This window comes from Delftia sp. ASV31, from assembly GCF_016428765.1.
In the GTDB taxonomy this organism is placed as follows: domain Bacteria; phylum Pseudomonadota; class Gammaproteobacteria; order Burkholderiales; family Burkholderiaceae_C; genus Comamonas; species Comamonas acidovorans.
This window is the reverse complement of the sequence record NZ_JAELTK010000120.1, coordinates 1-13,524: the sequence shown is the minus strand read 5'-3', so window position 1 is coordinate 13,524 and position 13,524 is coordinate 1. Positions and strand designations below refer to the sequence as shown.

General features: G+C 68.5%; 13 protein-coding genes. 7 read left to right on the top strand and 6 right to left on the bottom strand.

Translation table 11 applies throughout. The annotated features are described in order from the left end of the window. Both JHD82_RS26780 and JHD82_RS26775 read right to left on the bottom strand, forming a co-directional pair. Positions 1 to 510 (bottom strand): TetR/AcrR family transcriptional regulator (locus JHD82_RS26780; RefSeq protein ID WP_233174906.1); only part of this gene is annotated, 510 nt, incomplete at its 3' end. Between the two features lie 51 nt (positions 511 to 561). Further along, positions 562 to 2,391: a CocE/NonD family hydrolase gene (locus JHD82_RS26775; protein ID WP_012206333.1), complete on the bottom strand. Its 1,830-nt coding sequence runs from the start codon at positions 2,389 to 2,391 to the stop codon at positions 562 to 564. A 354-nt stretch (positions 2,392 to 2,745) separates the two neighbouring features. Here JHD82_RS26775 and JHD82_RS26770 point away from each other — a divergent pair, with 354 nt between their 5' ends. Both JHD82_RS26770 and JHD82_RS26765 read left to right on the top strand, forming a co-directional pair. Beyond that, a complete protein-coding gene (locus JHD82_RS26770) occupies positions 2,746 to 3,042 on the top strand; it encodes a zf-TFIIB domain-containing protein (RefSeq protein WP_065345116.1) in 297 nt (98 codons plus the stop codon). An 81-nt stretch (positions 3,043 to 3,123) separates the two neighbouring features. Further along, on the top strand, positions 3,124 to 3,624 hold the full coding sequence (locus tag JHD82_RS26765; RefSeq protein ID WP_012206335.1) for a MarR family winged helix-turn-helix transcriptional regulator: 501 nt from the start codon (positions 3,124 to 3,126) through the stop codon (positions 3,622 to 3,624). Between the two features lie 6 nt (positions 3,625 to 3,630). On the opposite strand, the gene JHD82_RS26760 is transcribed toward JHD82_RS26765, so the two are convergent. Then, positions 3,631 to 4,518, bottom strand: coding sequence for an amidohydrolase family protein (locus JHD82_RS26760; RefSeq protein WP_199139769.1), 888 nt, complete (start codon positions 4,516 to 4,518; stop codon positions 3,631 to 3,633). A 195-nt stretch (positions 4,519 to 4,713) separates the two neighbouring features. Here JHD82_RS26760 and JHD82_RS26755 point away from each other — a divergent pair, with 195 nt between their 5' ends. The 5 genes from JHD82_RS26755 (at position 4,714) to JHD82_RS26735 (ending at position 10,233) form a co-directional block, all read left to right on the top strand. After that, entirely contained in the window at positions 4,714 to 6,423 is a 1,710-nt protein-coding gene (locus JHD82_RS26755; protein WP_012206337.1) for a tannase/feruloyl esterase family alpha/beta hydrolase, read from the top strand. A gap of 182 nt (positions 6,424 to 6,605) precedes the next feature. After that, positions 6,606 to 7,754 (top strand): porin, encoded by a 1,149-nt coding sequence (locus tag JHD82_RS26750; protein ID WP_199139767.1) that lies wholly within the window; start codon positions 6,606 to 6,608, stop codon positions 7,752 to 7,754. Positions 7,755 to 7,802: 48 nt separating this feature from the next. Next, the gene (locus tag JHD82_RS26745; RefSeq protein ID WP_012206339.1) at positions 7,803 to 8,795 is read left to right on the top strand and encodes a tripartite tricarboxylate transporter substrate-binding protein; all 993 of its coding nucleotides are present in this window, start codon (positions 7,803 to 7,805) and stop codon (positions 8,793 to 8,795) included. Positions 8,796 to 8,861: 66 nt separating this feature from the next. Further along, entirely contained in the window at positions 8,862 to 9,347 is a 486-nt protein-coding gene (locus JHD82_RS26740; RefSeq protein ID WP_012206340.1) for an Rrf2 family transcriptional regulator, read from the top strand. Further along, complete coding sequence (locus JHD82_RS26735; protein ID WP_199139765.1) at positions 9,334 to 10,233, top strand: NAD(P)/FAD-dependent oxidoreductase; 900 nt, start codon at positions 9,334 to 9,336, stop codon at positions 10,231 to 10,233. The genes JHD82_RS26740 and JHD82_RS26735 overlap by 14 nt, the downstream gene beginning before the upstream one ends. 15 nt (positions 10,234 to 10,248) lie before the next feature. On the opposite strand, the gene JHD82_RS26730 is transcribed toward JHD82_RS26735, so the two are convergent. The 3 genes from JHD82_RS26730 to JHD82_RS26720 form a co-directional block, all read right to left on the bottom strand. Then, positions 10,249 to 10,467, bottom strand: coding sequence for a hypothetical protein (locus JHD82_RS26730; protein ID WP_013801743.1), 219 nt, complete (start codon positions 10,465 to 10,467; stop codon positions 10,249 to 10,251). 116 nt (positions 10,468 to 10,583) lie between these two features. Beyond that, complete coding sequence (gene blaOXA, locus JHD82_RS26725) at positions 10,584 to 11,384, bottom strand: class D beta-lactamase (RefSeq protein WP_199139763.1); 801 nt, start codon at positions 11,382 to 11,384, stop codon at positions 10,584 to 10,586. 179 nt (positions 11,385 to 11,563) lie between these two features. Next, positions 11,564 to 13,258, bottom strand: a complete 1,695-nt coding sequence (locus tag JHD82_RS26720) for a long-chain fatty acid--CoA ligase (RefSeq protein WP_199139761.1) — start codon at positions 13,256 to 13,258, stop codon at positions 11,564 to 11,566. Between the last annotated feature and the right edge of the window lie 266 nt (positions 13,259 to 13,524).

Here is a 13,524-nt window from a genome sequence, read left to right as displayed (position 1 = left end):
GCGCAGCGCATCGCTTTCCACGGCATCCAGCAGCAGTTGCGCGGCCAGGCGCACGGGCACGGCGGGCCGCAAGAGGCCCTGCTGCGCCCCGCGCTCCATGAAGCCTGCCAGGCCGTCGAGCATGCGCCTGCGGTTGGCCTCGAAGGCCGGCGCCAGCCCGGGCGAACGCGCGATCTCGGACAGGCATTCGGCGCTGAGCACGGCCCATTCCCGCTGGCGGCACAGCGCCTGGTAGGCGGCCAGGAATTGCGCCACCACAGGCAGCGAAGGGGCTGCGGCCCGCTCCAGCGCCTGCAGCAAGGGCAGCAGCTCGGTCTGCTCCTGCGTGGCGACCTCGGCAATCAAGGCCTGCTTGCTGTCGAAGTGGTTGTACAGATTGCCCAGGCTCACCGAGGCGGCCTGCGCGATGTCGCGCATGCTGGTGCAGTGAAAGCCGCGCTCCACGAAACACTGCAGGGCGGCCTCCACGATGACAGCCCGGCGCTCGCTGATGTCTTCTTTCTTTTTCATGCCCCGAATGATGAACGAACGTTCATTCATGGTCAACACCGGGGCATGAAATCACAGCGGCGGCAGGGGGCCCACGCCGGAAGGAACGGCCTCCTCGTTGGGTCTGCAGGGCTGGCGCAGCATGCGCCGGCAGTCCGGCAGCTGCCGCTCATGGGCATAGGCGATGTGGCCCAGCACGATCTTCGAGGGCCGGCTGCGGTCCAGCCAGACGGTGTTGGTCGAAGGCGTGGACAGATGGTCGAAGGCCCAGTACCCGGTCTGCGAAGGCGTGTCCAGGGTCACGCGCAGGCTGGAGCCCGCGCGGAACACATGGGCGAATTTCTGGATTTCCACGCGCATCAGCGTGGGCTCGCCGGGGCGCAGCGGGCGCACGGCGGCCTCGGTGAAATCGCCCCAGGGCCGCAAGGCGGTGGAGCGCTGGCCGTCCAGCGCACGCATGGACGCACGCAGCCAGCCGCGCTGCACGAACATCTCCTGGCCATCGGGACGCACCTCCGAGACGGTGACCTGCACATCGGTGTCGCCGGCCGTGGCGCTGAGCCACAGGTCCAGCGAGGCCTCGCCATAAAAGCTCAGCGCGCGCGGCAGCGGGGCCGTGGTGAAGCGCAGCAGGCCCTGTCCGGCGGGGCTGGCCGTCCATTGGCCCGCGCCGGACTCGGTGTCCGCGTCGGGATGGTTGGCCTCGGCGCCCGGCAGCGGGTAGCGGTAGCTGGCCGACTGGCGCTCGGCCTGCGGCGGCGCATCGCCCAGCCCGCCGCCCGGCTGCAGCCACAGCGTCATGGGCGTGACGCGCACGGGCAGCCGGTCAAAGCTGGCCACGGCCGAGGGGCGCAGCTGCCCATAGTCGCCCCCACCGTTCATCCACTGCATTTCCTGCGCCAGCAGCACGCGCGGCGTGTGCTCGAAGCCATTGCTCTCGCCCTTGAGAAAGCGCGCATAAAAGCGCTTCATGGTCTCGCGCAAAAAGGGGGCGTTGTCGGTGTGGTGGTCGCCGTTGGAGCTGATCAGCCACATCTTGTCCGGGGCGATGCTGTCCTCGTAGTAGCCCATGCGGGTGCCCACCTGCTCGTCCTGCCAGGACTGGGTGCCCAGCGTGGGGATGTCGATGCGGTGCGTGGAGTTCATGGCGCTCTTTAGCGCGTAGCGGGCGCCGAAGAAGCGGTCCTCGTCCAGCCAGCGCGCCATGTCCAGATCGGGGCGCTGGATCTTGCGGATGTTGTCCTCCACGACCTGGGCGCATCCGGTATCGCCGTCCAGCGCCCTGGCATCGTCGGCGGCCTTTCGCCATATCGCGGGGAACTGCCGCCACCAGTTGGCGGGAAAGCCGATGTTCTGGATGCCGCCCGGATAGGCCACGTCGCGGTAGGGATCGGCCACGTTCTTGCCCGGCGCGATCGCCTTGAGGCTGGGCGGACGCTGGGCCGCCACCCACAGCTGGTCGTAGCCCGAGTACGAATAGCCCACCATGCCCACCTTGCCCGTGGACCACGCCTGGCGCGCCGCCCACTCCACCGCATGCGCCCCGGCCGCGCCCACGGAGGCGTCGGCCCACTGGTTCTCGCCCGTGGAGCAGCCCGTGCCGGGCACGTTCAGGCCCATCACGGCATAGCCTTCCTTGGTCCACTCCTGGGTGGTCTGGTCCGTGACCGAGCCCGATCCGTAGCCGTCGTACTCCATCAGCACGGGAAAAGGCCCCGGCCCCTTGGGAAAGACCACCGAATAGCGCATCTTGTTGCCGTCAGGCAGCTGGATGTAGCCCCAGATGCGCGGCCCGGGGTTGGTGCTGCCCGAAGAGCCCCCGCCGCAGGCCGCAAGGCCCAGGGCAAGGGTGGCGATGCCGGCCGCGCCGAGCCACGCGCGGGAATGGCGAAAAGTCATCATGGATGGTCCTCCTGGTTGCTGATGCAGTCATGCCCGCAAGGGGGCAGGCCGCAATGTAGGACCGTCCGGGCACATGGCGCACGCACAGGCTGAAGGGGGGCTGAAGTGGCGCTGAAGGGGCGCTGAAGCGCGCCTGAAGACAGGCTGAAGGCGAACGCGGCCAGTCGCCACTGCCCTCGGCCTCGGGGGCGGCATGGACTGGCACGAGATGGTGATGGCGCTTGGAGCGACGGAACTATCCATCGCCCCCGCAGTCGAACGGCCTTCGCTGGAGACCTCAACGCATAACAGCCCGGCCCACACTCCATCGTTGCCGATGGAGCCACTGCCTGAACAGGCAAAGGTGAAACTGTCATGCAATGTCCCGCCTGCCGAGATGCCACGCTCATCATCTCCGAGCGCCAGAACATAGAGATCGACTACTGCCCCCAATGCCGCGGAGTCTGGCTGGACCGCGGAGAGCTGGACAAGCTCATCGAGCGCTCCGCCGCCCAGGCACCCTCCGTGCCCGCCTCGCCAGCAGCCTATGAACGCCCGCAGGAACGGCGCGCGGGCCCTGACGGATCCCATGACCGGCGCGAGCACTCCAGCCACGATGGTTACCGCCGCAAGAAGCGCGAAGGCTTTCTCTCCGATCTTTTCGACTTCTAGCACCAGGGCAAGTCCGCTGCGCCGGCATCGGGACATGGCAGCCGCGCCCCACTATGATTCGGCTTTCAGTTCCTTGTCCCCATGCCCCGCGCCCGCACACCCAAGCCCGCTCCTGCCGAAGAGAACACGGCCCCGTCCAGCACTGCAGCGCCGGGGCCGTCCATCGACGCCTCCTTCCTGCACACCCTGGTGGGCTACAACGCCCGGCGTGCCTCGCTGTCCATCATCGAAGTGTTCGTGGAGCGCATGGCCACCCACGATCTCAAGATGGTGGAGTTCTCCGTGCTCTCCCTGGTGTCCCACAACCCCGGCATCACTTCGCGCCAGCTGTGCGCGGCGCTGGATGTGATGCCGCCCAACCTGGTGGGCCTGATCGCGGCGCTGGAGCGCCGCAAGCTGATCGAGCGGCGCACCCACCCCACCGACCGCCGCGCCGTGGGCGTGCACCTGACACCGGCCGGCGCCGAGCTCACGGCCCGGGCGGAAAGAACGGCGGCGGAATTGGAACTGGATGCCACCTACCGCCTGACCGACGCCGAGCGCAGGACGCTGATCCAGCTGCTGCAGAAGATCTACAACTGAGCGCGCTCAGTCCGCCTTCTCCGCTGCCGGCTGCTCCAGCCCCAGCAGCCGCACCGCGTTGCCCTTGAGGATGCCGGGCATCACCTCGGGCTTGAAGCCGGCTTCCTGGAAATCCTTCATCCAGCGCTCGGGCGTGATCAGCGGATAGTCGCTGCCGAAGAGCACGCGGTCCTTGAGCAGGGTGTTGGCGTACTGCACCAGCTGCCGGGGAAAGTACTTGGGGCTCCAGCCCGACAGATCGATCCAGACATTGGGCTTGTGCAGGGCCACGGACAGGGCCTCGTCCTGCCAGGGAAAGCTGGGGTGGGCCATCACGATCTGCATGTCGGGGAAGTCGATGGCCACATCGTCCAGGTGCATGGGATTGCTGTAGGCCAGGCGCAGGCCGCCGCCGCAGCGCATGCCGCTGCCTATGCCGCTGTGGCCCGTGTGGAAGATGGCCGGCAGTTGGTGCTCGGCCACCACCTCGTAGATCGGCCAGGCCATGCGGTCGTAGGGATGGAAGCCCTGCACCGTGGGGTGGAACTTGAAGCCCCTGACGCCCTCTTCCTCGATCAGCCGCCGCGCCTCGCGCGCACCCATGCGGCCCTTGTGCGGATCGATGCTGGCGAAGGCCACCATCATGTCGCTGTTGGACCGCGCAGCCTCGGCGATCTCCTCGTTGGGAATGCGGCGCCGGCCCAGCTGCGACTCGCTGTCCACCGTGAACATCACCAGGCCCAGGTTGCGCTCGCGGTAGTAGGCCACGGTCTCGGCGATGGTCGGGCGCCGGCCGTTGCCGAAGTACTTGTCGGCGGCGCGGTCGTACTCCTCGCCGTAGTTGTCGAACGGGTTCCAGCAGCTCACCTCGGCGTGCGTGTGGATGTCGATGGCAATGAGCTTTTCGTGGTCCATGTCTGTCTCCTGTGCGGCCTGCTGCCTGCCCCGGCATCAAGGGGAAGTCCCAATAAGAAATTCGCAAAGGCCGCTTGAATTGGTTATTAAATATAACCAAAATCGCGACCATCAGAAAGCGATGCGGATGCGGGCAACGGCTGCCACGCAACGGTTTCGCGCTGAGGCTTCACACCACCTTCCGAGGAGACAGACATGGACAGAAAGATCCACAAGACCCGTTCCCGCGCCTTGCCGGCCGCGCTGGCCGCCGCCCTTCCCGCCCTGCTGCTGTCGGCCTGCGGCGGCTCGAGCGACGGCATCGCGCAGCTGGCCGAAGCCCGCCCCGCCACGCTGCTGTCGTGCACGGACCTGGCCGCGAAAATATCCTTCCCCAACACCCGCATCACCGCCGCCGAGACCGTGGCAGCCGGCACGCTGACGGTGGCAGGCAAGCCCATTGCCGAGCACTGCCGCGTGACCGGCCGCATGCACGAGCGCGTCAGCACCGTCGACGGCCAGAACTACGCCGTGGGCTTCGAGATGCGCCTGCCGCGCGACTGGAACGGGCGCTTTTTCTACCAGGCCAACGGCGGGCTGGACGGCGTCGTGAGCACGGCCGTGGGCGCGCTGGGCGGCGGGCCGCTGGGCAATGCGCTGCAGATGGGCTTTGCCGTGCTCAGCTCCGACGCCGGGCATGCAGGCAGCCTGGGTCCCTTCTTCGGCCTGGACCCGCAGGCGCGGCTGGACTATGGCTACCAGGCCGTGGGCAAGCTCACGCCCATGGCGCGCAGCGCGCTGCAGACGGCCTATGGCAAGGGCCCGGACCGCTCCTACCTGGGCGGCTGCTCCAACGGCGGGCGCCACGCCATGGTGGCGGCCTCGCGCTATGCAGACCAGTACGACGGCATCATTGCCGGCAACCCCGGCACGCGCCTGCCGCTGGCGGCCATTGCGAACATTGCCGGTGCCCAGGGTTATGCGAAGCTGGCCACCACGACACAGGATCTGGGCACGGGCTTCACCCAGGCCGAGCGCCGCCTGGTCAGCCAGGCCGTGCTGGCACGGTGCGATGCGCTGGACGGCGCCACCGACGGCATGGTGCAGGCCGGCGCAGCCTGCCAGGCAAGCTTCGACCTGGCGCGCGACGTGCCCACCTGCGGCGGCGCGCGCGACGGCAGCTGCCTCAGCGCCGAGCAAAAGAGCACCATTGCCGGCCTGTTCAAGGGCGCCACCACCAGCGGCGGCAGCCGCATCTACAGCAGCTTCCCGTATGACGCGGGCCTGGATACGGCCGGCTGGGCCGGCTGGAAATTCTCCAACCCCATCAGCCGCGACTCCGGTGCCGTGGCCTTCATCTGGCAGACGCCGCCGGAAAGCGCCGCCAGCTTCAACGACGCGCAGTTCGCCCTCAACGGCAGCGTGGACAGCATGCTGGCCAAGGTGCAGGCAACCAACGGCACCTTCACGGAAAGCGGCCTGTCGCTGATGATGCCGCCCGACTACGGCAAGCTGCCCGTGCTGCGCAACCGGGGCGCCAAGCTCATGGTCTACCACGGCACGGCCGATCCCATCTTCTCCAGCGACGACACCGTGCAGTGGTACGACACGCTGCGCCGCAACCATGGCGATGCAGCCGACTTCGCCCGCCTGTACCTGGTGCCCGGCATGAACCACTGCAGCGGCGGCCCTGCCACCGATCAGTTCGACATGCTCAGCTCCCTCGTGGCCTGGGTGGAGAAAGGCCAGGCCCCAGACCGCGTGATCGCCAGTGCGCGCGGCGCAGGCAATGCGGGCGGCGCCAACACCGACCTGCCCGCCACCTGGTCGCCCACGCGCACCCGGCCGCTGTGCCCCCATCCGCTGGCCGCCCGCTACAACGGCAGCGGCGACATGGAAAGCGCTGCCAGCTTCAGCTGCCGCTGACCGTGCCGTGACGGCGGGCGGCGCCTGAACGGTCTCCTGAACGGCCCGCCCCCTCCGCCCTCATCCACCCCTTGTCCGCAGTCCCGCCCCCGGCGGGGCCGGGCACCGCTGCGCCCGAGAAAAGGCGCGCGGACACCCACGCCAAGACGGCAACGATTTTTCAAACCAGAGGAGACATCACCATGCAAAAAACCCCTTCCCCGCTGACCCTGGCCGCCGCCGCCGTGCTGGCCCTGGCCGGCTCCGGCGCCAGCTTCGGCGCCTTCGCGCAAGGCACCTCCAGCGTCACGCTCTACGGCATCGTCGATGTGGGCGTGGAGCACCTGAACAACGTGGCGGCGGGCGGTGGCCTCAGCCGCATGCCATCGACCACCAGCCTGGTGCCCTCGCGCTGGGGCCTGCGCGGCAGCGAGGACCTGGGCGGCGGCCTCAAGGCCATCTACACGCTGGAGTCGGGCTTTGCGCCCGACCAGGGCACCTTCAACCAGGGCGGGCGCGGCTTTGGGCGCCAAAGCTGGGTGGGACTGGGCGGCAACTGGGGCAGCCTGACCATGGGCCGCCAGAACTCCATGCTGTTCTGGTCGCTGCTGGACTCGGACATCATCGGCCCGGCCGTCTTCGCCATGGGCTCGCTGGACGCCTACATTCCCAACTCGCGCGCCGACAACATGCTGGCCTGGCGCGGCAACTTCGGCGGCCTGGCGCTGGGCGCGGGCTACAGCTTCGGGCGCGATGCCGTCAACGCAGGCCCCAGCCCTGCCGGCACCAACTGCCCGGGCGAGAGCGGATCGGACACGCAGGCCTGCCGCCAGTGGTCGCTGTACGCCAAGTACGACACGCCCGTCTGGGGCCTGGCGCTGGGCTACGAGCAGCAAAACGGCCGCACGCCGGCCTCGTCCACCGACCCGGTGTTCGGCGGCATGACCTCCAGCGCCAAGCATGACGAGCGCCTGCACCTGGGCGGCTACTTCAAGCTGGCCGGCGTGAAGGTCGGCGGCGGCCTGCTGCGCCGCGACAACGATGCCGATGCCGTCAAGCCGCGCAGCAACCTCTGGTACGTGGGCGCCTCGTACCCGGTCACCGAGGCGCTGGTGGTCGAAACCCAGTGGCTGACGCTGCGCTACCGCGGCGTCTCGGGCTACGACTCCGACCTGCTGGTGGCACGCGCCATCTACAACCTGTCCAAGCGCACGGCGGTCTACACCCAGCTCGGCCACATCCGCAACGACCGCCTGGCCACCGTCTCGGTCAGCGGCGGCGCCCCGGGCAGCAACACCGCGCCGGGCCGCTCGCAGACCGGCATCAACGTCGGCATCCGCCACATGTTCTGAGCCTGTTCTTTCCAGCTTTCCTTTTTTCGATTTCACCAGGAGACATCCATGCAGATGCATCGCCGTCATTTCGTCCAGGCCCTGGGCAGCGCCGCCGCCCTGGGGTCGCTGTCGCCACTGCAGGCCCTGGCCCAGGCACTGGACCAGGTCAAGATCATGTACGGCTTTCCGGCAGGCAGCTCGGGCGACAGCGTGGCCCGCCGCGTGGCCGAGCGGCTGGGCGGCACGCCCTACAGCAAAGGGCCGGGCTTTGTGGAAAACAAGCCCGGCGCCGGTGGCCGCATCGCGGTGGAGGCCCTGAAGAACGCCTCGCCGAACGGCTCGGTGCTGGCGCTGGCGCCCGTGTCGGCCTTCTCGGTCTACCCGCACATCTACCCCAAGCTGACCTACAAGCCCGAGGACGCGATCCCCGTCTCCATCGGCGCCGTCATCTACCACGGCCTGGCCGTGGGGCCTGCCGTGCCGGCCGAGGTCAAGACCCTCAAGGACTTCCTGGCCTGGGCCAAGGCCCACCCCGACCGGGCCAACTTCGGCTCGCCGGGCGCGGGCTCCATGCCGCACCTGCTGGGCGCGCTGCTGAGCCTGCGTTCGGGGGTGGAACTCAAGCACGCGCCCTATCGCGGCACCGTGCCCAGCATCACCGACCTGGTGGGCGGCCAGGTCGCGGCCACCATGAACCCCAGCGGCGACTACCTGCAGTACCTGAAGGCCGGCCGCCTGCGCGTGCTGGCCACCTCGGGCAAGCAGCGCTCGCCCTTCCTGCCCGACGTGCCCACCTTCACCGAGCTGGGCTTCCCCGATGTCACGGTGGAGGAATGGTTCGGCTTCTACGCTCCCGCCAAGACCCCGGCCACCACCATTGCCAACGCCAACGCGGCCATCACGGCCGCGCTCAAGGACAAGGCCGTGATCGACGGCCTGGCCGCCCTGGGCCTGCTGGCGCGCGGCAGCACGCAGCAGGAAATGGCGGCCGACCAGCAGGCCGAGTTCGAGCGCTGGAGTTCGCTGGTCAAGCAGATCGGGTTCACGGGCGAGTCCTGATCAGTCGGCGGCAGGCCCATTCCCCTTCACGGGACAAGGCCACACTCATGCAACAAATAATGTTTCATGAAACAGAACAGCCAATTCTCGGACGTCCTCCATGTGCTGCTGCACATGGCCGAGGGCGATGGACCTGCCACCTCCGACATGCTCGCCGCCGCGCTGCAGACCAACCCGGTCGTGCTGCGCCGGTTGATGTCGGGCCTGCGCGATGCAGGCCTTGTCACCTCCGCCAAGGGCCACGGCGGGGGCTGGGTGCTTTCTTGCGAACTGGACCGCACCACGCTGCGCGACGTGCATGAGGCCCTGGGCGCCCCCGGCCTGGTGGCGCTGGGCTTCAGGGAAGACCGGCCCGAATGCCTGGTCGCCCAGGCCGTGAACGAAGCCCTGAGCGACGCCGTGCAGCAGGCCGAGGCCGCCCTGCTCGCCCGCCTGGGCACGGTGACGCTGGCTGCCCTGTCCCATGACTTCCACGCCCGCCTGGCCCGCCATCGCGCAGCAGGCGGCCAGGGTTGGCACCAACTGCAGGAGCACTCGCATGAAACACGTTGATTTCGCCGTCATCGGCGGCAGCTATGCCGGCCTGTCCGCCGCGCTGCAACTGGCGCGTGCGCGCCGCCAGGTGCTGGTGGTCGATGCCGGGCTGCGGCGCAACCGCTTCGTGGACCAGGCCGGCGAGACATCGCACGGCTTTCTCACCCAGGATGGCGTCGCCCCCGCCCAGATCGCCGCCCAGGCCCGGCAGCAGTTGATGGCCTACCCCACCGTGCAGTGGCTGGACGGCACGGCCGAAGACGCCCGCGTGGCGCCCGATGGCCGGCTGGAGTTCCGTGCAGCGGGCGCTGCCATCAGCGCCGCCCGCCTCGTCCTGGCACTGGGCGTGCATGACAGCCTGCCGCCCGTGCCGGGACTGGCCGAGCGCTGGGGCCGCAGCGTCTTTCACTGCCCGTACTGCCACGGCTACGAGATGAATGCGGGGCGCATCGGCATCATCGCCAGCTCGGCCCTGGCCCACCACCACGCCGTCATGCTGCCGGACTGGGGCCAGACCACACTGCTGCTCAACGGCGCCTACACGCCCGGCGCCGAAGAACTTTCCACCCTTGCGCGCCGGGGCACCCAGGTGGAGACCACGCCCATCGCCCGCCTGGAAGGCCGGGCCGACGTGGTGCTGCAGGACGGCCGCCGCCTGGTGATGGACGGCCTGTTCACCCAGCCGCGCACCCGCATCGCCAGCCCCGTGGCCGAGCAGTTGGGCTGCGCCCTGGAAGATGGCCCCATGGGCATCTTCATCAAGGTCGCGGAAGGCCAGGCCACCAGCGTCCCCAACGTGTTCGCCTGTGGCGACGCGGCCCGCGCGGCCGGCAACGTGGCCATGGCGGTGAGCGATGGCGCCATGGCAGGCATTGGCGCACACCGGTCGATGATGGGATGGTGAGCTGCGGCGCCCGCCCTATCCGAAAATGGCGCCTCCCGCATCCAGCGACGGAGGCCGCAGAAGATCGGCATTGACGCCCATGGCCTCGCTGGCCCGCTCCACGGCCTGCCACAGCGGGGCGGGCATCTGCAGTATTTCCTCGGGGGAGTTCGCGCGGGCAATCCAGTCGCTGATCTCAACGTGCTGCTCGGGAGTGAGCAGGTCCAGGTTCAGCATTTCGTCAATGGTCTTCATCGGGTGTCGGTCTGTCGCTCTTGTGCGGGAGATATGTGGGAGATATGCGGGAGAGGTGCGGGAGAGGTGCGGGAGATGTGTGGGAGAGGTGCGGAAAGGAAAACGCCCGTGCATTGTCAGCGGTCCGCGGCAGGCAATCGCTGCAGCAGGGCATCGCGTGCGCGCAGGCCGGCATTGGGCTTTTGGGCCTGCTCATCCTGGATCAGCGTGGCGAACACCAGCCTGCGCTGGTCCTTGGTGGCCCAGCCCACATACCAGCCGTAGGCCCGGCTGGCATCGTAGCGGTTGTCGCTGCCGGGCGACCCGGTGCCGGTCTTGCCATGCACGGTCCAGCCGTCCACAGGCACGGGGTGCCGGGTGATGCGCGCAGTCATGTCGATGGCCTGACTGCTCACAGACAGTTCCCGGCGCACGATCTTGCGCATGAAGGCCACCTGCTCGACCGCCGAGATGCGCAGCGAGGACACCACCCACGCGCCGTTGTGGCCGGGATGGGCCACGGCAACGGCGGAGACATCCTCGTTGCCGTACTGGAAGGCCCTCACGTAGGCGCCAAACCGCTGCTGGCCCAGCTCCCGCGCCACCTGCTGCGAGTACCAGAACACCGAGTCCTTCATCCAAGCCTGGGGCGTGATCTCGCGCCGCCAGGCATCGCCGCCCCAGTCCGGATACTCCGGTTGGTACGGCCACGCGGGCCGGGACTCGTCCTGCAGGATGCCGGCGTCATAGCCCATCAGGCTGATGGCGATCTTGAAGGTGGAGGCCGGCGTGACGCGCTCGGCACAGGCCGGGCCGCTGTGCACCAGGGACTGGCCCGTGTCGGCGTCGGCGACGATGGTGCACAGTTCGTGCGCGCAAGCGGGAAGGCAAAAAAATGCTGCCACGACCGTGGCAGCGGACCCAGGAAATCCATGCATGTGCTGTGTACTGTGTGCTGTCTGATGCAGTGTTAGTGTCTGGCGCGATCATAGATGCGCGCGCAGCCTTCGCAACGCCCATGCAGCAAACATCCCCCACAGCGTCCTCGGCGGCCACGTCAGGAACGCGCCGAGGGCAAGGGCTTCAGGGCTTCAGGCTTTGAGGCCCTGGGGGCCGGTCAGCCGGCCTCCGCCTCCTGCAGTTGCCGCCACATCACCTTGCCGCTGCCGCTCTTGGGCAGGGCCTTGACGAACTGCACGATCTTGGGCGCCTTGTAGACGGCCATGTTCTCGCGGCACCACTGGATGATGTCCTCGGCCGTGGTGTCTTCCTTGCCGGCCCGCAGCACGACGACGGCCTTGACCGACTCGCCCCGGTAGGCGTCGCGCGTGGAGATCACGCAGGCTTCCTGGATGGCGGGGTGGCGGAACATCAGCGATTCGACCTCGGCCGGCCAGACCTTGAAGCCGCTGGCGTTGATCATGCGCTTGAGGCGGTCGGTGATGAAGTAGTAGCCGTCCTCGTCCACGTGGCCCAGGTCGCCGGTGCGAAAGAAGCGCTTGCCGTCGATCTCCATGAAGACCTGGGCCGTGGCGTCCGGCCGCTTCCAGTAGCCGTCGAAGACCTCGGGTCCGTGGACGACGATTTCGCCCTGCTCGCCCTGCGGGACATCGGCGCCGGTTTCGGGGTCGATGACACGCGCCTCGGTGCTCATGAAGGGAATGCCCAGGCATTGCTGCTTGGGATGCTCGAACGGGTTGCTGTGCGTGGGCGCGGCCGTCTCGGTCAGGCCGTAGCCCTCGCTGAAGCGCAGGCCGTATTGCTCCAGCAGCCGCTGGGCCACGGCCTGTGGCATGGCCGCACCGCCGCCGCCGATGTACTTGAGGCTAGTGAGGTCGAACTGCGCAAAGTTGGGGCTGCCCAGCAGGTCGATGACCATGGTGGGGATGTTGGTCCAGCTGGTGACCTGGTAGCGAGAGATCAGCCGCCCCGCCAGCTCGCGGTCCCAGCGCGGCATGACGACCAGGGTGGCGCCCACGAAGATGGCCGTGTGCAGCACCGAGACCATGCCCGTGATGTGGAACATGGGCACGACGGCCAGGACCACGGTCTCGCTGGTGCCGCTGCCCCAGTAGCTGCCTGCCACGGCGTTGTGGTTGATGGAGCGGTGCGGGTGCATGCAGCCCTTGGGGTGGCCCGTGGTGCCGCTGGTGTAGGGCAGCACGGCCATGTCGTCGCGGCCCACCACATGGGGCGGCGCGGCGTCGGTGCAGGCCAGGGCCTGCTGCCAGGTGTGGACGCTGCCGCCATCGAGCACGGCCGGCTCACGCCGGGTGAGCAGCCAGTCGTGCCACTGCACGGGCGGGGCATCGTCGCCCTGCACCCCGGCATCGAAGGCGTCCGTGAACTGGGTGACGACCAGGTGCTCCAGCCGCTGGCCGGGCGCCAGCGCATTGCTGGCCTTGGCCAGTTCGGGGGCCAGGTCGGCCGTGGTGATGGCGACCTTGGCGTCGGCGTCGGTGATGTAGTGCCTGAGCTCCTCGGCCATGTTCATGGGGTTGACCGGCACCACCACCGCATTGGCGCGGAAGATGGCGTAGTGCGCCAGGATGAGCTGGGGCGTGTTCTGCATCAGCAGGATCACGCGGTCGCCGCGCTGCACGCCCAGGCTGTGCAGGTAGGCCGCCATGCGTTCCGTACCCTCGCACAGCTCGCGGTAGCTGATGGAGCTGCCGAAGTAGCGGATGGCTGCCTTGTCCGGGTAGCGTCGCGCATTGACGGCCAGGTTGTCCCAGACGCTGGTGGCGGGCACGGTGATGGAATGGGGCAGGCGGCTGGGCCAGAAAGCGTAGTGCGCGGGCTGGGAGGGCATGGGTGGATGGGCTTTGAAGTGTCGGTGAGTGGAAGGGACGGCGGCAATCCGCCTTGCCAGCGAGGCTAGGCCCACACCCGCTTCCCGGCATTGGGGAAGGCCCCAGGAGATCGTCGCCAAAGTGACGCTTGAGCGCCCATGGCATACCGATGCCACCGCAACTCGCCTTGTGCTTTCGCAAGCCGGCCACGGGCACGCCACGGACACGCCACACGTACGCCGCAGGTACGATGGCGCCATGCCCTCCACGCCCGACATGCCCCACC